The sequence below is a fragment of the Phycicoccus sp. Root563 genome, assembly GCF_001427915.1.
Taxonomy (GTDB): Bacteria; Actinomycetota; Actinomycetes; order Actinomycetales; family Dermatophilaceae; genus Pedococcus.
This window is the reverse complement of the sequence record NZ_LMGM01000001.1, coordinates 2859574-2880166: the sequence shown is the minus strand read 5'-3', so window position 1 is coordinate 2880166 and position 20593 is coordinate 2859574. Positions and strand designations below refer to the sequence as shown.

The window sequence follows — 20593 nt, the reverse complement described above, 5'->3', positions numbered from 1 at the left end:
CGCCCGACCGGCGCCGGTCAGTCGCCCCCGGCGAGTGCCTTCACCACCCGCGACGGAGACGGGCGCCCGAGCTGCTCGGCCATCCACGTGCTCGTCTCGACGAGCGACGCGAGGTCGACCCCGGTCTGCACCCCCGCACCGTCGAGGGCCCAGACGAGGTCCTCGGTGGCGAGGTTGCCGGTGGCGCTCTTGGCGTAGGGGCACCCGCCCAGGCCGCCGGTGGAGGCGTCGACGACGGTCACGCCGTGCCGCAGCGCCGTCATCGTGTTCGCGAGCGCCTGGCCGTACGTGTCGTGGAAGTGCACGCCGACCCGGTCGGCCGGTATGCCGCGGGCCTGCAGGGCGTCGAGCAACCGGCTCACGTGCCCGGTCGTGCCGACCCCGATGGTGTCGCCGAGGGAGAGCTGGTCCGCGCCGAGGTCCATCAGCCGCACCGCGACGTCGGCGACCTGGTCGACCGACACCGGTCCCTCCCACGGGTCGCCGAAGCACATCGACAGGTAGGCGCGGACCCACAGGCCCGACTGGCGCGCCCGGTCGACGACCGGCGCGAACATCGCGATCGACTCCTCGACCGTGCGGTTGAGGTTCTTGCGGGCGAACGTCTCCGTGGCGCTGCCGAAGATCGCCACCGCCCCGACCCCGGCCTCCAGGGCCCGGTCGAGCCCTCGCTCGTTCGGGACCAGGACGGGGCGCTGCGGACCCTTGCCGGCGTCGCCGAGGAGCGCGAGCACCTCGGTGGCATCCGCCAGCTGCGGGACCCAGGCTGCGGGGACGAACGACGTCGTCTCGATCGTCCGCAGTCCGGCAGCTGCGAGGCGCCGCACGAACTCCGCCTTCACCTCGGCGGCGACGACGGTCTTCTCGTTCTGCAGCCCGTCGCGCGGACCCACCTCGTAGATGGTCACGGCCCCGGGCAGGTCGGTGGCGGGCTCGAGCTGCGGCAGTCCGGTGGTCACGTCCCTGATCCTGCCACTGCCCGGATTCGTGGTTGCCGGACACCGGGTCCGGCGGCGCAGGTTAGATTTGGGCGCAGTACCGGACCCGGCTGAAGGACATCGCATGAGCGACACCCCCAGGAACGACAGCACCGAGGACCGCGGAGACGACATCTTCCGCGACCCGACGGCTCCCAGCGACGCGCCGTCCTACGGCTCGCCGTCGTCGGCCGGAGCCACGGAGCACACCGAGCAGCTGCCGACCGGTGGTGACACCCAGCAGGTCCCGACCGAGTCGTCGGTGCCCCCGCCTCCCGCGGCGCCCCAGAGCCCGTACAGCGCCCCGCCGGCGGCGGATGCTCCGCAGAACCCGTACGCCTCCCCGGACCCTGCTGCGCAGAACCCGTATGCCGCGCCGCCGGCCGCCCCGAGCTACCCCACCCAGGGTGAGGTGGCCTCCCAGCACGGCGCCCCCGGCACGCCCCCGCCGCCTCCCGGCTACGGCCAGGCCGGCTACGGCGCGCCCGCCCCGGCCTACGGACAGGCTCCGTACGGAGGCGGACCCGCGTCCGGCTCCCTGAGCGGCAGCACGATCGCGCTCCTCGTCGTGTCCGGGTTGCTGACCATCGGTGGCTGCGGCATCGGCATCCCCGCCCTGGTCTTCGCGATCATCGCGGTGACCAAGAAGGACCAGCCCTCCGAGATGGGCAAGTGGACCAGGTGGGGCTGGATCGCCCTGGCCGTCACGGTCGTCCTCGTCGTGCTCGCCATCGCCGGCCTCGTCGGTATCGCTGCCGTGGGTGGGTCGACCAGTCCGTGACCGACGGACCGCTGATCGTCCAGAGCGACAAGACGCTCCTGCTCGAGGTCGACCACCCGCGCGCCGAGGAGGCGCGTCGGGCGATCGCCCCGTTCGCCGAGCTCGAGCGCGCCCCTGAGCACATCCACACCTACCGGGTCACGCCGCTGGGCCTGTGGAACGCCCGGGCCGCGGGGCACGACGCCGAGCAGGTCGTCAACGCGCTCATCACGTTCAGCCGGTATGCCGTGCCGCACGCCCTGCTCGTGGACGTCGCCGACACGATGGACCGGTACGGCCGCCTCACCCTCGAGAAGGACCCCGAGCACGGCCTGCTGCTGCGGACCACGGACCGCCCGGTGCTCGAGGAGGTGTTGCGGCACAAGAAGATCAAGCCGCTCATGGGTGAGCGCATCGACGCCGACCGCGTCCTGGTCCACCCGTCCGAGCGGGGCCACCTCAAGCAGGAGCTGCTCAAGGTCGGCTGGCCCGCCGAGGACGAGGCGGGGTACGTCGACGGCGAGGCCCACCGGATCGACCTGGACAACGCCGACTGGTCGATGCGGCCGTACCAGCAGCAGGCGGTCGACGGGTTCTGGCACGGCGGCTCCGGCGTGGTCGTCCTCCCGTGTGGCGCCGGCAAGACCCTCGTCGGCGCCGGGGCGATGGCCCAGGCCAAGGCCACCACGCTGATCCTCGTGACCAACACCGTCTCGGCCCGGCAGTGGCGCGACGAGCTGATCAAGCGCACCAGCCTCACCGAGGAGGAGATCGGCGAGTACTCCGGTGCCCGCAAGGAGATCCGCCCGGTCACCATCGCGACCTACCAGGTGCTCACGACCCGGCGGAAGGGCGTCTACACGCACCTCGACCTGCTCGACGCCCGCGACTGGGGCCTCATCGTCTACGACGAGGTGCACCTGCTCCCGGCCCCGATCTTCCGGATGACGGCCGACCTCCAGGCCCGCCGTCGCCTCGGCCTCACCGCCACGCTCGTGCGCGAGGACGGCCGCGAGGCCGACGTCTTCTCGCTCATCGGCCCGAAGCGCTACGACGCCCCGTGGAAGGACATCGAGGCGCAGGGCTACATCGCGCCGGCCGACTGCGTGGAGGTGCGGGTCACGCTCCCCGACAGCGAGCGCCTCGCGTATGCCGTTGCGGAGCCCGAGGACCGCTACCGCCTCGCCTCGTGCAGCCCGGTCAAGATCCCCGTGGTGGAGAAGATCGTCGCCCAGCACCGGGGCGAGCCCACGCTCGTCATCGGCCAGTACCTCGACCAGCTGGACGAGCTCTCCCAGCGCCTCGGGGCCGAGGTCATCACCGGCGCCACCTCGGTGGCCGAGCGCCAGAAGCTGTTCCAGGCCTTCCGCGTCGGTGAGATCGACCTGCTGGTCGTCTCCAAGGTCGCGAACTTCTCGATCGACCTGCCCGAGGCCAGCGTCGCCATCCAGGTGAGCGGCACCTTCGGGTCCCGGCAGGAGGAGGCCCAGCGCCTCGGCCGGGTGCTGCGTCCCAAGGGCGACGGCCGCACGGCGCACTTCTACTCGGTGGTCGCCCGCGACACCGTGGACGCCGAGTTCGCCGCGCACCGGCAGCGGTTCCTCGCCGAGCAGGGCTATGCCTACCGCATCGTCGACGCCGACGACCTGGGCGACGTCCCCGCCTGACCACGCCGTCCCGCCGAGGGGCGGGAATCGGCCGACTCACCAGCTGGTGAAGCGGCAGATCCCCACCCCTCAGCGCGGAAGGGGAGCTCTCCCCTCGAGGTGACCACACGTTCAGCGTCCGCTGGGTTCCGTTGTGCTGCAACAGAACTCGGCTCGACGCCATACCCACGTGGACGTGAGGCGGGGACCTCTCCCCATCGCCGGGGGCCATCCCCCGCTCCTACCTTCGGTTCTGCAGCCGGGCCGAGGTGGCCGGGCACCACTACCGAGGGGATCACCGCAATGCTCAGCACCGTCATGACCCGCAAGCCCGTCCGCTTCGCCGTCGCCTCCGTCGCCGGCCTGGGCCTCGCCGGGGGCATCGCCCTCGCCGCCGACGCCGCGACCGGCACCGTGAAGACGTCCGGCGCCAGCCTGTCCGTCCGCAAGGGCCCCGGCACCGGCTACGCCAAGGTCGGGACCGTGAAGAAGGGCGCCAAGGTCAACATCATCTGCCAGACCACGGGCAGCACGGTCAAGGGCACCTACGGCACCTCGAACATCTGGGACAAGATCGGCACCGGCCGGTTCGTCTCCGACGCCTACATCTACACCGGCTCCGACGGCCGCGTCGCCCCGAAGTGCGGCGGCTCCGCCCCGGCCCCGAGCACCCCGAGCGGGGTCATCGGCAACAACTACCCGTACAGCGGCCAGACGTCGGGCGTCGACCCCTGGAACTTCTACAAGGGCCAGTGCACGTCGTTCGCCGCGTTCCGCGCCCGCTCGGTCAAGCACGTCGGCTTCACCAACTCCTACAAGGGCCAGCACTGGGGCAACGCCAACCACTGGGACGACGCGGCCCGCGCCGCCGGTGTGACCGTGAGCAGCCGCCCGCACGTGGGTGACATCGCCCAGAGCGACGCCGGCAGCTTCGGCCACGTCGCCTACGTCGCGAAGGTCAACGCCAACGGCACGTTCGTCGTGGAGGAGTACAACTGGTCGCACCCGGAGCACTACGGCACCCGCACGGTCAGCCGCGGTTCGGCGCACGGCCAGTTCGACTCCTTCATCCGCTTCTGAGCCGACCCCTCCGGGGTGGTCACACCCCTGACCCGCACGAGCGCGGCGCCCTCCCTGCGACGGGAGGGCGCCGCCGCGTCGGCCACCCGCCGGGCTCAGAGCGCGTCGAGGACCTCGTGCGCGATCCGCGCCAGGGTGACGGCCCCCACCGGGCGGAAGGGGTGCAGCGGGTCGGGAGCCACCGACCCCGTCGGGCCGCCGAGCTCGGTGTGGGCCAGCGCGCTCATCACGACGTAGGCGTCCTCACGACTCACCCCGCGCTCGTCCACGAGCACCGAGAAGAGCGACTCGTAGGCCATGTCGATCGAGTCCTGGACGGGGTCGCCGAGACCGACGCAGACCAGCTCACGACCGGTGTCGACCCGCGGTGCGCGCAGCCGGGCGCCCAGCCCCTTGACGACGTCCACGGTCACCGTGACGCGGCCGGCCGCCTCGATGGCCACGAACGACGACTCCCCCCTGCTCATCACGGCGTGCAGGTCGCCGAGCGACAGCAGCGCCCCCGGCACCTGGACGGGCAGGTAGACCGTCGACCCCGGGGCGGCGTCGGTGAGATCCATGTTGCCGCCGGTGGGGTAGCTGGGCATGACCGTCGAGAGGTCGCCGTCGGCGGGGGCAACCATGACGCAGCCGACCATGGGAGCAGCGGGGCAGTCGAGGCCGTCGGTGAGCTGGACCCGCCCGTCGCGCAACGGGATCCGACGCACGAACCACTCCTCGCCCATCGGTCCCGCGAGCGCGCCCGCGCCCGGGATGTACACCGACCAGCCGAAGTCGCCGAAGGTGATGTCCTCGATGGTGACGGCGAGCGCGTCGCCGGGCTCCGCACCCTCGACGAACACCGGTCCGGTGACCGGGTTCAGGGGCGCCGTCACCTTGGCGAGGTCGCGCCACTGCTCCATCTGGGCGTATGCCGTGTCGTCGGTCTCGAAGGTGATGCGGTCACCGCCCCCGGCCGCGACCCGAAGCACCGACTCATCGGCGGCCGACAGCCCCGGCCGCCCCTGGTCTCTGGTCAGCAGGTGCTCGCTCATGCCCGTCCTCCCCTCGGGGCCTCGACGGACTGGTCCCGCGCCGCAGGCCCGTCCGCGGCGTGCTCGGGCAGGATGCCCCGGTCGTGCGTGGTGTACCACGCGAGGACGAGGCAGCCGATCGCCAGCCAGACGAGCCCGCCGATCTTGGCGGCCGCCTCGGCGTTCCACAGGACGTAGCCGATCACCGCGAAGCCCAGCACCGGGGAGACCCAGTGCAGGAACACGTTGCGCGAATGCTTCCGCACGCCGTACCAGGACACGACGGACACGTGCAGGAGCAGGAAGCTCGTGAGCGCGCCGAAGTTGACCAGCGACGAGATCAGGCCGACCTGTCCGACGAAGAACAGCCCGGTGACGAGGGTGAGGCCACCGACGAGCAGGATCGCGCGCTCGGGCACCCTGGTGCGGCTGTTGACGTGGGCAAGGAAGCCGGGCAGCCGCCCGTCACGGCTCATCGAGAACAGGAGCCGTGAGGTGGCGCTCTGGGCGGCGACGGCGTTGGCGATGCCGACGGCCAGGGCGTTCATGGCGAGGAAGGCGACCTGCCACCCGTGGCTGCTCACCTGTTCGACGATGCCGAAGAAGGCGTTGTTGACCTCGTCGTCGCCGAACTGCTGCGTGTCCGGCACGAGCATCGCCGCGAGCCAGGTCTGGGAGACGAAGAAGAACGCGACGAGGACGAGCCCGACCACCATGGCCAGGCCCGCCGCCTTGCGTCCGCCCTTGGCCTCCTCCGAGAGGGTCGCGATGCCGTCGAACCCGAGGAAGCTCAGCACCGCGATGGACAGCGCGGTCGCGACCAGGCCCGGGGTGAAGTCGCCGGAGTCGAAGAGCGGCGCCGTGGTGAACCGGGCACCGCTCGTCCCGCGGGCGATGGCGACCACGGCCATGACGACGAAGATCACGACGAAGAGCAGCTCGGCCGCGAGGAAGAGCCGGTTGACGATGGCCGTGAACGAGATGCCGATGTAGTTCACGCCGGTGTTGACGACGAGGAAGAGCACGATCCACAGCGCCTTCGGGATGTCGGGGAAGATCCCGGCCATCGACTCGGCGGCGAACACGTAGAGCAGGGTCGGGACGAGAAGGTAGTCGAGCAGGATCGTCCAGCCCGCGAGGAAGCCCAGCTTGGGGTTGAGCCCCCGACCGACGTACGAGTACACGGACCCGGCGATCGGGAAGGCGCGCGACATCTGCGCGTACGACATGGCGGTGAAGATCATCGCCACCAGGCCGATGAGGTAGACGAGGGGCACCATGCCCTTCGACTCGTTGTAGACCACGCCGAAGATCGCCCACGGCGCGATGGGCACCATGAAGACGAGCCCGTAGATGATCAGGTCCGTGGTGGACAGGGTGCGGTTCAGCTCTTGGCGGTAACCGAACTCGGCGAGCTCGGTGTCATGGGTGCTGCTCACGACGCTCCTCGGGGGAAGGGGTGGGACGTGGACGGGGGACGTGGACGGGGGACGGTGGGACGGGGGCCGGTGGTCGTGCTGTCTCAGTCGTGCTCGCGCAGGAAGGCGCCGACCACGGCGGTGAACCACTCGGGCTCCTCGACGTGCGGCATGTGGCTGGACTGCGCGAACACGTGCGAGCGGGCACCCGGGATGCGGTCGACGAAGGGCTGCCACACGATCGGCATCGCCTCGTCGTGCGCACCGCTGACCACGAGCGTCGGCGCGGTGATGCCCGGGAGGCGGTCGACCACGGTCCAGTCCTTGAGCGTGCCCACGACGTGGAACTCCGACGGCCCGTTCATGGTGTGGTAGACCGTCGGGTCGGCCTCGAGCTGGGCGAAGGACGCGAGCACCTCCGGCGGGTTGGGCACCACGCGGCAGACGTGGCGGTCGTAGAAGACCTTCATCGCGGCGGCATACTCCGGGCTGTCCGTGGTGCCGGCCTCCTCGTGCCGCAGCAGCGCCGCCTGGACCTCCTCGGGGAGCTCGGCGCGCAAGGTGGCCGCCGCCTCGAGCCAGAGGGCCATCGACGCGGGGCTGTCGCAGATGCTCAGGCTCGCGACACCGTGCGGGTCGGCGAGCAGCACCTCGCTGGCGAGCATGCCTCCCCACGACTGGCCGAGCAGGTGGAACCGGTCGCCGATGCCGAGGTGGTCCACGACGGCGCGCAGCTCCTCGATGAAGAGCTCCACGGTCCAGGAGGCGGGGTCTGCGTCGGGCAGGTGGGTGCTCAGGCCGCAGCCGAGCTGGTCGTAGTGGACGACCGCACGCCCGTCGCCGGCGAGCGCCGTCATCGCGAGGGTGTAGTCGTGCGCGACCCCGGGCCCCCCGTGCAGCACCACGAGGGGCGCCCGCGGCGCGTCGGGGCGCAGCGCGTCGAGGTCGCCCGTGACGCGGAACCACGTCTCGTGACCCCGGAAGGGCACCGTCCCGGTCCGGCTCGGCTCGGGTATGGCGCGGACGGCTGTCTGGTTCACAGGTCTCCTCGGCTGGTCCTGGGACGCCCCTGCGGGCGACCGCGACACTCAACCGCAGAAATGGTCTGGTGACAATACCTTTGATCGGGTGACGAGACGGGCGGCCGGACCCCGACCCGTAGACTCCCCGCGTGGACGAGGGCGCAGAGCTTCTGGGGGCCGCGGGCGGAGGGGGCGCGGCAGGGGGTCTCGACCCGCTCCGCGTGAGCATGACCGCCTCGCTCGCCGACCGGCTCGTCACCGCCATCGCCGTCGGCGCCTACTCCCCCGGGGAGCGCCTGCCCCCGGAGCGAGAGCTCGCCTCCTCGCTCGGAGTCTCCCGCGTGACCCTGCGCGAGGCGCTGCGCCAGGTCTCCGAGCTCGGCCTGGTCGAGGCCCGCCGGGGACGCGGCGGTGGCACGTTCGTGTCCACCGTCGACTGGAGCGAGGTGGCGCCGCAGGTGGCCCGTCGCACCCTCGAGGTCGAGCTGCCGCGGCTGCGCGACCTGTTCGACTTCCGTTGCCTCGTCGAGGGGATGATCGCGCGGACCGCCGCTGAGCGACGCACCGCCGAGGACGTCGCCGAGCTGAACGCGGCGCTGGCGGAGTTCGACCGGGTCGAGGGGATGATCGAGGCCAGGGCCGTCGACCACCGGATCCACGGGCTCATCACCGCGGCGGCCCGCAACCCGCACCTGAGCCTGCTGAGCGCTCGGCTGACCGCCGCGGCCACCCTCGGGTTCGGCGCCGAGCCCTACGCCCCGGAGTTCCTCGCCCAGGCCCGCTCCGAGCACGCCGAGCTGGTCCGCCACGTCGTCCTCGGCGACGCCGACGGGGCGGGGCGCTGCGCCCAGGCCCACTTCTCCCTGACCCTCGAGTCCATGCAAGCGGGGCTGCGCAAGGCCGTGGCCCGGTCCAGCTGAACCGGCCACGGCGGCAGGGCGACCGGGCGGACGACGCGCCCAGTCGGCATACAGGCAACTCCCAGACTCCACCCGGACACTGGGACCGTGACCAGCGTCGAACCCGAAGCCCGCCTGCTCGTCGTCGAGGACGAACCCAACATCCGCGAGCTGCTTGCGACCTCCCTGAGGTTCGCGGGCTTCGAGGTGCACGTGGCCGCCGACGGGGCGACCGCCCTCAACCTCGCCACCGCCCACGAGCCGGACCTGGTCGTCCTGGACGTGATGCTCCCGGACATGGACGGGTTCACCGTGACGCGCAAGCTGCGTGACACGGGCCGCCAGCTGCCGATCGTCTTCGTCACGGCGCGCGACTCCCTCGACGACAAGGTCAAGGGCCTCACGGTCGGGGGCGACGACTACGTCACCAAGCCGTTCAGCCTCGAGGAGGTCGTGGCCCGGATCCGCGCCGTGCTGCGGCGGACCCGTGGCGAGGTGGACGAGTCGTCGGCGCTGCGGTTCGAGGACCTCGAGCTCGACGAGGACTCGCACGAGGTCCGCCGCGGCACCCGCTCGATCGACGTGTCGCCCACCGAGTTCAAGCTCCTGCGCTACCTCATGCTCAACCCCAACCGCGTGCTGTCGAAGGCCCAGATCCTCGACCACGTGTGGGACTACGACTTCCGCGGTGAGAGCGGCATCGTGGAGTCCTACATCTCCTACCTGCGTCGCAAGATCGACACCGAGGGCCTGCCGCCGCTGATCCACACCAAGCGCGGGGTCGGGTACGTCCTGCGCAAGCCACCGGAGGCGTAGGTGGACCCGGCAGTCCAGCCCAGGCACCAGCGCGCGCTGGCCCGGGCGTCCCGCCGGCTGGAGGCGCTGCCGCTGCGGCTGCGCCTCATCGCCGTCATGCTCGTGCTGCTGCTCCTCGCCCTGACGCTCACGGCCTCCGCGACCGCTGTCCTCATGCGGCGCGACCTCGTGAGCCGGGTCGACCAGCAGCTGCGGCTCGCCGCCGACCCCGTCGCGAAACAGGCCTTCAACGACCTCGGCAGCGCGATCAGCGAGGGCATACCGAACGGCTACGCCTTCGTCGTGCTGCCCAACGACGGCCGCGCCCCCATCGCCGCCAACCCCATCGGCGAACCGATGCACCCCGCCGTCCCGTCGCTCACCGTCGACAGCCCCCAGGTCCGCACCGGCGACCCCTTCACCATCGCCTCGAAGGAGGGCGAGCTGAAGTGGCGGGCCATCGCGGGCACGCTGCGCGGCAGCGAGGCCGTGGTCGTCGTCGCCGTACCGCTGCGCACCGTCGACCGGACCGTGCACAAGCTCGTGCTGGTCGAGCTGCTCATCGGCATGGGCGTGCTCCTCGCCTGCGCCGCCGGCGGTTGGTATGCCGTGCACCGCGCCTTCCGCCCGCTGCGCCAGATCGAGGACACGGCGTCCGCCATCGCCGCGGGCGACCTGACGAGGCGCATCCCGACGCGGACGGCCAAGGACGAGGTGACCTCGCTCTCCCGCTCGCTCAACGTCATGCTCGCCCAGATCGAGCAGTCCTTCTCCCAGCGGGAGCAGTCCGAGGAGCGGATGCGGCAGTTCGTCGCGGACGCCTCGCACGAGCTGCGCACCCCTCTCGCCGCGGTCCGCGGCTACGCCGAGCTGTACCGGCAGGGTGCGGTCCGTGAACCGACCGACGTCGCGAGCGCCATGTCGCGCATCGAGGGCGAGGCCAGCCGGATGGGTGGGCTGGTCGAGGACCTGCTGATGCTGGCGCGCCTCGACGACCAGCGCCCCCTGAAGATGGACGACGTCGACCTCACGGTGCTGGCTGCCGACGCGGCCCAGGACGCGCGGGCCATCGACACGCACCGTCCCGTGACGGTCACCGGCCTCGACGGACCGATGGGCCCGACGGTGGTGCGCGGCGACGACTCGAAGCTGCGCCAGCTCCTGGCCAACCTGCTGTCCAACGCCCTGGGCCACACCCCGGCCGGCACCCCGATCGAGGTGGCGGTGGGTGTACGGCGCTCCGACGGCCTCGCCGTCGTCGAGGTCCGCGACCACGGCCCCGGTGTCGATCCCGACCAGGCCAAGAAGGTGTTCGAGCGGTTCTTCCGCGCGGACCCCTCGCGCGGGCGAGGCAGCGGTGGCGGCAACGGCCTCGGCCTGGCCATCGCCGCCGCGATCGTCGCCGGTCACGACGGCCGCATCGGTGTCGCCCAGACGCCCGGTGGCGGTGCCACGTTCGTGGTGCAGATGCCCACAGCAAACTCCCAGCCGGCGCCCAGTACTCCTTGACTTCGGGTGTGTTGACTGAGGTCACCAAGCCACACCAAGGAGTGCGAGAGCCATGACCCAGATCCACCAGGACACCCAGCCGGGCACGACCGGTGAGGGCGGCCAGCCTCCCCAGCAGCACGCTGGCTCGACCGGCCCCGTCTTCCAGGACTCCGGCACCCAGCCCGGCGAGCAGCTGCCGCTCGCCCCGATGCAGCAGCCGCCGATCGCCCCGGCCCAGGAGTCCCCCGCGCAGGCATCGACCCCGCAGCCGCCCACCGAGCCGTTCGCCCGGCCCGACGACACCGCCCCCGTCTGGTTCGGCCAGACGCAGTCGTTCTCCCGCGACAGCGCGACGCCCGGCGCCCCCGGTGGTTCCGGCGCCTTCGGGCCGTACGGCACCGGCGACCACACCGCATACCCCCCGACCGCACAGCCACCGGCTGGGCCGCCCCCTCCCGCGCACACACGGGATGGAGCAGAGCCTGCCCAGCCGGGCAATCGGCGCCGATGGACGGAACTCACCGCCGTCGCGGCGCTCGCCGCCCTCCTCGCGAGCGGCGGCACCTACGCCGCGGCCCAGCTCACCGACGGGACGCAGTCCTCCTCCACTGCGTCCTCGTCGACCCTGGGCCGCGGCGCAGACGCTGCGCCGGTGGTGCAGGCGGATGCGACGAACCCCAACTGGACGGCCACCGCGGCCGCGGTCTCCCCGAGCGTCGTCTCGATCACCGTGGCGTCGGGCTCGAGCGAGGGCCAGGGCTCGGGCGTGGTCATCGACGGCAAGGGCCACATCCTCACGAACAACCACGTCGTCGCCGGCGCCGGGCAGAACGCCAAGCTCACGGTGACCCTCAACGACGGCCGGACGTACTCCGCCACGGTCGCCGGGACCGACCCGACCACGGACCTGGCCGTCATCACCCTGACGAACCCGCCGAGCAACCTCACCCCCATCGCCATCGGCAACTCGGACGCCATCAAGGTCGGCGATCCGGTCATGGCGATCGGCAACCCGCTCGGGCTCGCCGGCACCGTGACCACCGGCATCGTCAGCGCCCTCAACCGCCCCGTGACCACCGCGGCAGAGGACGACAACAGCCAGCAGCAGAACCCGTTCGGCCAGGGCCAGGCGCCGCAGACGCAGACCGGCGGGAACGACGTCGTGACCAACGCCATCCAGACGTCCGCCGCCATCAACCCCGGCAACTCCGGCGGCGCCCTCGTCAACGCCTCCGGGCAGCTGGTGGGCATCAACTCGGCCATCGCCAGCCTCGGGTCGTCGAGCGGTTCCTCCCAGAGCGGCAGCATCGGCATCGGCTTCGCCATCCCGGCCAACGAGGCCAAGTCGATCGCCACCCAGCTCATCGACAAGGGCACCGCGGAGCACGCGTTCCTCGGCGTGAGCCTGGCCGACGGGACGGCCTCCGACGGCACCAGCCAGCGAGCCGGCGCCGAGGTGTCGGCGCTGACGGCGAACACGCCCGCCGCCCAGGCCGGCCTGCAGAAGGGTGACGTCGTCGTCGCGGTCGACGGTGAGCGGGTCGACTCGGCCCTCGCCCTGGTCGCCACCATCCGCGAGCGGGCCGTCGGCGACAAGGTCGCCCTCACGGTCCTGCGCGGTGGCAAGCAGCTCGACCTGACCGCCACCCTCGTGGCCAAGTCCGGCACGACGCAGTAACCGGGATCGCGTCCCGGCTTCGGGGGCGGGAGGGTGAGCGAGAGCTCCCCTACCGCCCCCGACCGCGTCAGGGGACGCAATTCGTTCGCCCGACGGACGCTGCGGTGGCATTGTGGACCCTTGTGTCTGCCTCCCCCGAGCTGAAGCGAGAGCAGGACCACCTCAGCACCGCTCGAGCGGCCCTGGCCCGGATGCGGGAGCAGACCCTCTCGCTCAAGGTGCAGGCCCACGACCCGATCTCGGCCGAGCACCTGGCGCGGACCCTGCACCTGCGCGCGGCGTCCCTGCAGGACGACCCGTCGACCACGTTGTTCTTCGGGCGGATCGACACGGACAGCGACGAACGCTGGTACGTCGGCCGTCGCCACGTCGCCGACGACCACGGCGACCCGCTCGTCATCGACTGGCGCGCCGGGATGTCGACCGCCTTCTACCGTGCCTCGCGCACCGAGCCGATGGGTGTGGTGCTGCGGCGACGGTTCGGCTTGGACCGTGGCGCGATCACCGCCTACGAGGACGAGCACCTGCAGGACCGCGCCGAGCACGAGGTGCGCAGCCAGATCCTCGCCGAGGAGATCGAGCGCCCCCGCGTCGGCCCGATGCGCGACATCGTCGCGACCATCCAGCCCGAGCAGGACGAGATCGTCCGCGCGGGAGCGGAGCAGACCATCTGCGTCCAGGGCGCCCCCGGCACGGGCAAGACCGCAGTCGGCCTGCACCGGGCGGCCTGGCTCCTCTACGCGTTCCGCGACAAGCTGGCCCGTTCCGGCGTCCTGGTCATCGGCCCCAACCGCGCGTTCCTCGAGCACATCGGCGCGGTGCTGCCCGCCCTCGGCGAGGTGGCGGTCGGCCACACGACGATCGAGGAGCTCGTCGCCTCCGTCCCGGTGCGCGGCACCGACTCCACGGCGACCGCGGTCCTCAAGGGCGACGCCCGGCTGGCGGAGGTGCTGCGGGCAGCGGTCTGGTCGCAGGTACAGCCTGCGACCGAGGCCCTCGTCGTCCCGCGCGGCGTCCGCAAGTGGCGCGTCCCGGCATACGAGGTCAACGAGATCCTCGCGGAGCTCCGCACCCGCGGGGTCCGTTACGACACAGCCCGCCAGATGCTGCCGCAGCGCCTGGCCCACGCCGTCCTGCTGCAGATGGAGCAGGCCGGCGACTCCCCCGACGACCGGGTGCAGGACACGGTGGCCCGCAGCCCGATCGTCAAGAAGTACGTCGCCTCCGTCTGGCCCGCGCTCGATGCCAAGGCGGTGCTGTTCTCGCTGCTCTCCGACCCGGGCGAGCTCGCGCGGCACGCGGCGGACCACCTCACCGAGGAGGAGCAGGCGTTGCTGGTGTGGGAGAAACCCCCACGCAGCAAGGGATCTGCCCGGTGGTCGCGACCCGACACCGTCCTGCTCGACGAGCTCACCGACCACATCTCCAGGACCCCGTCCCTCGGGCACGTCGTCCTCGACGAGGCGCAGGACCTGTCGCCGATGCAGCTGCGAGCGGTGGGGCGTCGCTGCTCGACGGGCGCCGCGACCGTGCTCGGCGACATCGCCCAGGGCACCACCCCGTGGGCCACGGACTCGTGGGAGTCCTCGCTCGCCCACCTCGGCAAGCCGGGGAGCCACATCGAGGTGCTCGACCGGGGTTTCCGTGTGCCCGCCAGCGTGATCGAGTATGCCGCGCAGCTCCTCCCGCACATGGCCGCCGGTCTCGGGGCGCCGGTGTCGGTGCGTGCAACCCGGGGCGTCTCGACGTCCTCGCGGTCGAGGCCGACGACCTCCTCGCCTCGGTCGCCCGGGTCGTCGGGAGCGAGGTCGAGGAGCCCGGCTCCATCGGCGTCATCGTGCCGGATGCCTGGGCCGACCGCGTGTCGAAGTCACTGCAGGACAAGGGAATCGAGCACGGAGTCCTCGGTCAGGACCACGGCGACATCGAGCACCAGGTCGACGTGGTGCCGGCCACGGTCGCCAAGGGGCTCGAGTTCGACCGGGTCGTCGTCCTCGAGCCGGCGGCGATCGCTGCGGCCGAGCCGGACGAGCGCACCGGCCTGCGGCGTCTCTACGTCGTCCTCACCAGAGCCGTGTCGGCCCTGACCGTCGTGCACGCCGAACCCCTCCCCTCTGCGCTGGACGGGACCTGACCCACCGCCGCGTCCGCCGCTCGTGCGGACCCGGCTCTGGGACACTCGACATCGTGCCTGCCCTCATCACCTGGTGGAAGCTCGACCTCGCCGAGATCGCCCCCGGCGCGCACGACGACGCGGTGATGGCCATCGGCACCGACCTCATGCGGCGCTGGACCGAACCGCACCGCGGCTACCACGACACCCGCCACCTGGTCGAGGTCATCTGGGCGCTGGAGGACCTCGAGGAGGGCGGGGAGACCACCTCGCGCGAGGGGGTGCTGGGCCGCCTCGCAGGCTGGTTCCACGACGCCGTCTACGACCCGTCGGCACCGGCCGGCGCGAACGAGGCCGACAGCGCCGACCTCGCCGTGCGCGACCTGCGTGCCCTCGGGCTGCCGTCCGACGACGTGGACACGGTCCGCGACCTCGTCCTCGCGACCGTCGGCCACGACCTGAGGGACGGTGGCCTCCCGGCGGCCTTCCACGACGCGGACCTGTGGATCCTCGGGTCCGGCGACGAACGCTACGACGACTACACGGCCCAGGTGCGGGCCGAGTATGCGGCCGTGCCCGACGACGCCTTCCGTGCGGGCCGCGCGGCGATCCTGCGCCCGTTCCTCGAGCGGGAGTCGATCTACGCGACGCAGACCGCCCGGCACCTGTGGGAGGAACGGGCGAGGAGCAACCTGGTGCGCGAGCTGGCCGTCCTCACCGGCAGCTGAGGCGCCCGTCAGTCGCGCAGGACGCCCTGAACGACCGGCCACCAGAACTGCGCCCCCGCACGGGCCCGGAACTCGGCCGCCTCCACCCACTCCGGATCGAGCGAGTCCGCCTCCCGCGCCACGAGGGCGGGCCCCGCGGCAGGCCAGTCGGCGGCATACAGCTGCAGGTAGCCGCCCTCCCTCGGCCAGCGTCCGGGGGTGACCGGTTCGAAGGCCTCGTGCCCCACCGGGACCAGCGTCGACGGGTCGAGATCGAGGCCGATCTCCTCGGCCACCTCACGGACCACGCACTCGACGACTGACTCGCCGTCCTCACGCGCCCCGCCGGGCGGTCCCCACTCACGTCGGCGGGGGCTCCACGTCACGGCGTAGCGGCCGTGGGCGTCGCGGAGCACGACCATGGCGGCGAAGACGGCCTCCTCGGGCGCCGGGTCCGGAGTGGTCGTCAGCACCACGTGCGACACCGACCCGTCCGTGAACACGACGTCGTCGAGGCGCACCGAACGGCTGGTCGCCCCACGGCTCATCGCGGCACCTCGTCCAGGTGCGCCACGAGCGGCCACCAGTGCCGGTCCGTCAGCGACTCCGCCGCCCGGTCGCGCCGGATCCACTGCCCCACGCCGGTGTCCAGCTCGACCCGGCCCAGCTCCGCGTGCCAGACGGCGAAGCAGGCCTTCGGCACCGGCCACGGGTAGTCGGCGTCTGGGTCGGGGACGGTGTTGCGCACGTAGCCGAGCAGCTGCGGTGCCACAGCGGTCTGCTCACCGACGACCACGTTGAGCAGCCGCCCCAGCGCATCGCGCGGGTCCAGGCTCCCGACGGGGGCCGACGGCAGGTCGAGCCCACCGGTGAGGCGTTCGAGGACGAGCAGGTCCGGACCGCGCAGGAGTGCGAGACGCACCACGACCGTGTTCGCCGGTGGCTCGGGCTGGCGTGACGTGATGATGTCGGCACGCGACCCGGGTGGCAGGCACAACGCCTCCGGAATCGAGCGAATCACCTTCTCGTACTTGCGTTTCTGGATCCGCAGACCGCTGCGCTGGAGGATGCGGACGATCTCCTTGCCGGGCACCTCCTGCGCACCCGCCGCCACGAGCGCGGCATACCGCTCCTCGGGCACGTCGTAGTGGTCACCCTCGAAGCCACGGCGCGGGATCCCTTGCGCGACAGCGAAGTCGTGCAGCTCGTCGTATGACGCGTCGCTGACCAGGTGGGACCAGAGCCGTCCGTGGGCCGGCCACGCGGGCGGGTCGATCCAGATGGTCACGACCCGACGCTACCCCGCGACGGGCAGGCCTGTGGAAAAGCCCGCGGGCGGTACGCGCGTTGCGCCTAGCCTCGCCGGACAGTGGTGCCACGGAGGCACCGACGACCCGTGAGGAGGACGGTCATGAGCGCACAGTTCCAGGTGGACACCGGCCAGATCCAGGCAGCGTCGGGCGACATCGCCCGCATCTCGAGCGAGATCGACGGCCAGGTGACCGCGATGATGGCCCGGCTCAACGGCCTGCAGGGCGCGTGGACCGGCACCGCGTCGGCACGGTTCCAGGCCCTCGTCACCGAGTGGCAGGGCACCCAGCGCCAGGTGCGTGCCTCGCTCGACTCGATCGGCGGCGTGCTGGCCGCCGCGGGCGTGCAGTACGCGGAGACGGAGGCGCAGACCCTGCGGATGTTCAGCTGACGCCGGCCGAGGTGTCCGGAGGGGGTGGATTGCGGTAATGGTCCACGCAGATCGGCCGATGCCTCCCTCCGGAGCCGGTCCTAGGGTGCGACCATGACGACGACTTCCGGCGGCGTGGTCTTCCGCAAGAGCCTGATCGCGTACCTCTACACGATCGTGGGGACGGTGCTGCTGGCCGGTTTCCTCGGCCTGGTCGCTGCGGGCCTGTCCGGAGGCGCCAAGACGTTCGTCACGCTGCTGGTCGTCGCCGTCCTGGTTCGTGGCGCGTACCGCGTCGCCTACCTGCACAGCGTCACCTGGACGGTGCTCCCCGAGGGGTTGCGGATCAGGGGCGGCATCCTCCCGTGGAAGGCCCTCGACTGGCACAACCCCTGGCCGGCGCTCTTCGAGTCCTCCTACCGACACGGGTTCTTCGGCTTCGTGCTCAACTACGGCACCTGCGTCGTCAGGCGCAGCGAGGGCGTGACGACGAACCAGACCGAGAACCGGATGCACGACGCCAAGCGGTTGAGCGGGATGATCAACACGGGCATCGCCAACCACAGAGCCCGGATGGTCCCCGTGGCGGCGCCGCCTCCACCGACGCCCACCGCGGCCGTGCGGCCGGACCCCGTGGCCGGACTCACCGACCTGGCACGGCTGCTCGCCAACGGGGACATCAGTCGGGCGGAGTACGACACCCTCAAGGCGCGCCTGATCAATCCCTGACCTGACCAGGCCGAGCTGCCCTGACCTGACGCGCGCGAGCGCTACTCCGTGGTGATGGCACGCAGCACGTCCAGGCGAGCGGCGCGACGTCCCGGCCACAGCGCCGCGAGCACGCCGACGACACCGGCCAGCACCACGAAGACCGCGAGCTGCAGCCCCGGGATGGCGAGCACGTCGATCCCGTCGTCGGCGAGGCTGCGCTGGAGGGCCCAGCCGGCGACGAGCCCGAGCACGACGCCGAGGACGGCCCCGAGCAGGGCGATCGCCACGGACTCCAGCCGCAGCATCGTCCGCAGCTGCCGCCGGCTCAGGCCGACGGCGCGCAGCAGCCCGATCTCCCTGGTGCGCTCGATCACCGACAGCGCCAGGGTGTTGATGATCCCGAGGATGGCGATGATCACGGCCAGGCCGAGCAACGCGTAGATGATGTAGAGGAGCTGGTCGATCGGCTTGCGCTGCTCGGCGGCGAACGCGTCCTGGTCCTTGAGCGTCACCGTCGGCACATCGGCGATGACCTTCTCGATCGCCGCCTCCACGGCCGCCGGGTTCGCGTGCTTGTCCCGCACCACGAACGCCACGCTGTCCTGGTTCGGGACGCCTGCCGCGTTGGCTGTGTCCAGGGTGATGAGGATGGAGTTGGGCACCGACGCTGACGTGACGAAGATGCCGCCGACCGTGTAGTCCGCCTGCTGGCCGGCGACCTCGCCCTTGACCGTGCTGCCGACCGAGAGCTTCTGCTGCTTGGCGCGGTTCTCGGAGACCAGGACCGACCGGTTCGTGAGCTTGTCGAGCGAGCCGGCGGCGAACTCGAGGGGAACCGCCTTGCCGAACGACCCCGGGTCGATCGCGGCCGCGAAGCCGCGGTCCCCGTCGAGCGACACCGGCAGGTAGCGCAGCGGGCTCACGGTGGCGACACCCGGGACCGCTGCGACGTCCTTGGTCACGGCCGGCGAGAACGGCTGGCCGACCGCGTTCGACACCACGTAGTCGGCGGCGAACGTCGAGCTGATCGACTTGTCGACACTGGCCTTGGCCGACGCACCGAACACGGACATCATCGCCACGAGGGTCAGGCCGATCATCAGCGCCGAGGCCGTGGCTGCGGTGCGGCGGGGGTTCCGGGTGGCGTTCTGCTCGGCCATCAGGCCGACCGACCCGAACAGCCGCCGGTAGACCCAGCCGAGCCCGGCGATGACCGGTCGCCCGATCACCGGCGAGGTGAGGATGGCGGCGAGGACGAGACCGAGCACACCGCCGCCCACCCAGTAGGCGCCGTTGTCGATCGTGGTGAACGACCCGAGCCAGGTGCAGACGAGACCGGCCACGAAGAACGCTGCGCCGACCCAGACGCGGCGGTGCAGGGTCGACTCGGGCATGGCCACGTCGTCGCGCATCGCGGCCACCGGCGGCATCGCACCGGCGCGGCGAGCGGGCAGGTAGGCGGCCAGCATCGTCACGACCATCCCGACGCCATACGCGATGAGGGCGGTGCTCGGCTGGAAGACGAGGGGGGACCCGCTGAGGTCGAGGCCGAACTGGGCGAACAGGGTCTGGATGCCGATCGCGAGCAGGAAGCCGCAGCCGAGCCCGACGGTCGACCCGAACAGGCCCACGACGAACGCCTCGAACAGCACCGACCGCGTCACCTGCCGACGACCCGCGCCGAGGGCCCGCAGCATGGCGAGCTCGCGACTGCGCTGCGCGACGAGGATCGAGAAGGTGTTGATGATGAGGAACGAGCCGACGAACAGGGCGATCCCGGCGAAGACCAGCAGGAAGATGTTGATGAAGCTCAGCGCCTTGTTGATGCCGGTCGCGGACTCCTTCGCGACCGCCTTGCCGGTGACCGCCTCGAACCCCGCAGGGAGCTTGGCCTGCACGGTCTTGGCGAGGTCCTCCGCGCTGGTGCCGTCGGTGGCCGTGACCCACGCATCGGTGAACTGGGCCTTGCCGCCGTAGTAGAGCTGCTGCGCCGTCGCGGTGTCGAAGAACGCCAGCGTCGCCCCGACGGTGCCGCCCTTGAACTCGGCGATGCCGACGAGCTTCGCGGTGACGATGGGCTGGGCGCCGCTGGTGACGAGCCGCACCGTGTCGCCCATGACGTACCCGGCGCGCTTGGCGGTGCCGGAGTCGAGCACGACCTCGCCGCTCCCCTTCGGCCAACGGCCCTGGGACAACGTGGCCGGCGGGTCACCGGCGGACGTCGGGGCGTCGTTGTAGCTCAGGCCGAGTCCGGGCGGGCCCCCGCCGCCGATGATCTTGCCCTTGCTGGAGATGACGAAGGTCGTCGGGTCGCTGACGTTCCCGTCGGCACGGGCCACCCCCGGCAGCCCCTTCAGCGAGTCGACGAGGGACGCCGGGACGGTCTTCGCCGTGGGACCGGAGTCGAAGTCGGAGCTCGCGCTCTCGGGCCTGACGACCACGTCGCCCACGGTGTTGACGATGCCGTCGAACGCCTTGCCCAGGGTGTCCGTGAAGATGAACGAGCCCGAGACGAACGAGACGCCGAGGATGATCGCGAAGGCACTCATGAACAGCCGCAGCTTGCGGCCGAGCAGGCTCTTCCAGCTGGCGCGCAGCACGG

At 71.7% G+C, this 20593-nt stretch carries 18 protein-coding genes; 11 read left to right on the top strand and 7 right to left on the bottom strand.

What is annotated here, in order from left to right; translation table 11 throughout:
- Positions 1-17: 17 nt before the first annotated feature.
- Positions 18-959 (bottom strand): hydroxymethylglutaryl-CoA lyase, encoded by a 942-nt coding sequence (locus tag ASD62_RS13755; RefSeq protein ID WP_056916439.1) that lies wholly within the window; start codon positions 957-959, stop codon positions 18-20.
- A gap of 103 nt (positions 960-1062) precedes the next feature.
- Between ASD62_RS13755 and ASD62_RS13750 the strand changes: the two genes are divergently transcribed.
- From ASD62_RS13750 to ASD62_RS19835, 3 genes are all read left to right on the top strand, one after another.
- A complete protein-coding gene (locus ASD62_RS13750) occupies positions 1063-1758 on the top strand; it encodes a hypothetical protein (protein ID WP_056916438.1) in 696 nt (231 codons plus the stop codon).
- Positions 1755-3404, top strand: a complete 1650-nt coding sequence (locus ASD62_RS13745) for a DNA repair helicase XPB (RefSeq protein WP_056916437.1) — start codon at positions 1755-1757, stop codon at positions 3402-3404. The genes ASD62_RS13750 and ASD62_RS13745 overlap by 4 nt, the downstream gene beginning before the upstream one ends.
- A 282-nt stretch (positions 3405-3686) precedes the next feature.
- Positions 3687-4463: a CHAP domain-containing protein gene (locus tag ASD62_RS19835; protein ID WP_082553295.1), complete on the top strand. Its 777-nt coding sequence runs from the start codon at positions 3687-3689 to the stop codon at positions 4461-4463.
- A gap of 95 nt (positions 4464-4558) precedes the next feature.
- On the opposite strand, the gene ASD62_RS13735 is transcribed toward ASD62_RS19835, so the two are convergent.
- The 3 genes from ASD62_RS13735 to ASD62_RS13725 all read right to left on the bottom strand — a co-directional run bounded on the left by ASD62_RS13735 (position 4559) and on the right by ASD62_RS13725 (position 7934).
- Positions 4559-5497 carry an acetamidase/formamidase family protein gene (locus tag ASD62_RS13735; protein WP_056916436.1) on the bottom strand — a complete coding sequence of 313 codons (939 nt, stop codon included), beginning with the start codon at positions 5495-5497 and terminating at the stop codon, positions 4559-4561.
- Positions 5494-6915, bottom strand: a complete 1422-nt coding sequence (locus ASD62_RS13730; RefSeq protein ID WP_056916435.1) for an APC family permease — start codon at positions 6913-6915, stop codon at positions 5494-5496. The genes ASD62_RS13735 and ASD62_RS13730 overlap by 4 nt, the downstream gene beginning before the upstream one ends.
- An 83-nt stretch (positions 6916-6998) precedes the next feature.
- Entirely contained in the window at positions 6999-7934 is a 936-nt protein-coding gene (locus ASD62_RS13725; RefSeq protein ID WP_056916434.1) for a proline iminopeptidase-family hydrolase, read from the bottom strand.
- A 131-nt stretch (positions 7935-8065) separates the two neighbouring features.
- Between ASD62_RS13725 and ASD62_RS13720 the strand changes: the two genes are divergently transcribed.
- The 6 genes from ASD62_RS13720 (at position 8066) to ASD62_RS13695 (ending at position 15620) form a co-directional block, all read left to right on the top strand.
- A complete protein-coding gene (locus ASD62_RS13720) occupies positions 8066-8836 on the top strand; it encodes a FadR/GntR family transcriptional regulator (RefSeq protein WP_157581472.1) in 771 nt (256 codons plus the stop codon).
- Positions 8837-8923: 87 nt separating this feature from the next.
- Entirely contained in the window at positions 8924-9631 is a 708-nt protein-coding gene (locus ASD62_RS13715) for a response regulator transcription factor (RefSeq protein ID WP_056916432.1), read from the top strand.
- Positions 9632-11119 carry a HAMP domain-containing sensor histidine kinase gene (locus ASD62_RS13710; RefSeq protein WP_235529234.1) on the top strand — a complete coding sequence of 496 codons (1488 nt, stop codon included), beginning with the start codon at positions 9632-9634 and terminating at the stop codon, positions 11117-11119.
- 52 nt (positions 11120-11171) lie between these two features.
- Entirely contained in the window at positions 11172-12779 is a 1608-nt protein-coding gene (locus tag ASD62_RS13705; protein ID WP_235530706.1) for a trypsin-like peptidase domain-containing protein, read from the top strand.
- 122 nt (positions 12780-12901) lie between these two features.
- Complete coding sequence (locus ASD62_RS13700; protein ID WP_235530705.1) at positions 12902-14866, top strand: AAA family ATPase; 1965 nt, start codon at positions 12902-12904, stop codon at positions 14864-14866.
- A 100-nt stretch (positions 14867-14966) separates the two neighbouring features.
- Positions 14967-15620: a hypothetical protein gene (locus tag ASD62_RS13695; RefSeq protein WP_056916431.1), complete on the top strand. Its 654-nt coding sequence runs from the start codon at positions 14967-14969 to the stop codon at positions 15618-15620.
- A gap of 8 nt (positions 15621-15628) precedes the next feature.
- On the opposite strand, the gene ASD62_RS13690 is transcribed toward ASD62_RS13695, so the two are convergent.
- Together ASD62_RS13690 and ASD62_RS19830 are read right to left on the bottom strand one after the other, a co-directional pair.
- Complete coding sequence (locus ASD62_RS13690) at positions 15629-16147, bottom strand: NUDIX hydrolase (protein WP_056916430.1); 519 nt, start codon at positions 16145-16147, stop codon at positions 15629-15631.
- A complete protein-coding gene (locus ASD62_RS19830) occupies positions 16144-16887 on the bottom strand; it encodes a DUF4031 domain-containing protein (RefSeq protein WP_082580820.1) in 744 nt (247 codons plus the stop codon). Before ASD62_RS19830 ends, ASD62_RS13690 begins: the two co-directional genes overlap by 4 nt.
- 123 nt (positions 16888-17010) lie before the next feature.
- Between ASD62_RS19830 and ASD62_RS13680 the strand changes: the two genes are divergently transcribed.
- Together ASD62_RS13680 and ASD62_RS13675 are read left to right on the top strand one after the other, a co-directional pair.
- Positions 17011-17301, top strand: coding sequence for a WXG100 family type VII secretion target (locus ASD62_RS13680; RefSeq protein WP_056916429.1), 291 nt, complete (start codon positions 17011-17013; stop codon positions 17299-17301).
- Between the two features lie 93 nt (positions 17302-17394).
- Positions 17395-18009 (top strand): SHOCT domain-containing protein, encoded by a 615-nt coding sequence (locus tag ASD62_RS13675; protein WP_056916428.1) that lies wholly within the window; start codon positions 17395-17397, stop codon positions 18007-18009.
- A gap of 41 nt (positions 18010-18050) precedes the next feature.
- Here ASD62_RS13675 and ASD62_RS13670 read toward each other — a convergent pair whose 3' ends face one another.
- A complete protein-coding gene (locus tag ASD62_RS13670) occupies positions 18051-20591 on the bottom strand; it encodes an ABC transporter permease (protein WP_056916427.1) in 2541 nt (846 codons plus the stop codon).
- Between the last annotated feature and the right edge of the window lie 2 nt (positions 20592-20593).

Bases quoted from the DNA above. Each gene is read 5' to 3' on its own strand.
- ASD62_RS13750 (WP_056916438.1), top strand. From the start codon at position 1,063: ATGAGCGACACCCCCAGGAACGACAGCACCGAGGACCGCGGAGACGAC.
- ASD62_RS19835 (WP_082553295.1), top strand. From the start codon at position 3,687: ATGCTCAGCACCGTCATGACCCGCAAGCCCGTCCGCTTCGCCGTCGCC.
- ASD62_RS13735 (WP_056916436.1), bottom strand. From the start codon at position 5,497: ATGAGCGAGCACCTGCTGACCAGAGACCAGGGGCGGCCGGGGCTGTCG.
- ASD62_RS13705 (WP_235530706.1), top strand. From the start codon at position 11,172: ATGACCCAGATCCACCAGGACACCCAGCCGGGCACGACCGGTGAGGGC.
- ASD62_RS13690 (WP_056916430.1), bottom strand. From the start codon at position 16,147: ATGAGCCGTGGGGCGACCAGCCGTTCGGTGCGCCTCGACGACGTCGTG.
- ASD62_RS13680 (WP_056916429.1), top strand. From the start codon at position 17,011: ATGAGCGCACAGTTCCAGGTGGACACCGGCCAGATCCAGGCAGCGTCG.
- ASD62_RS13675 (WP_056916428.1), top strand. From the start codon at position 17,395: ATGACGACGACTTCCGGCGGCGTGGTCTTCCGCAAGAGCCTGATCGCG.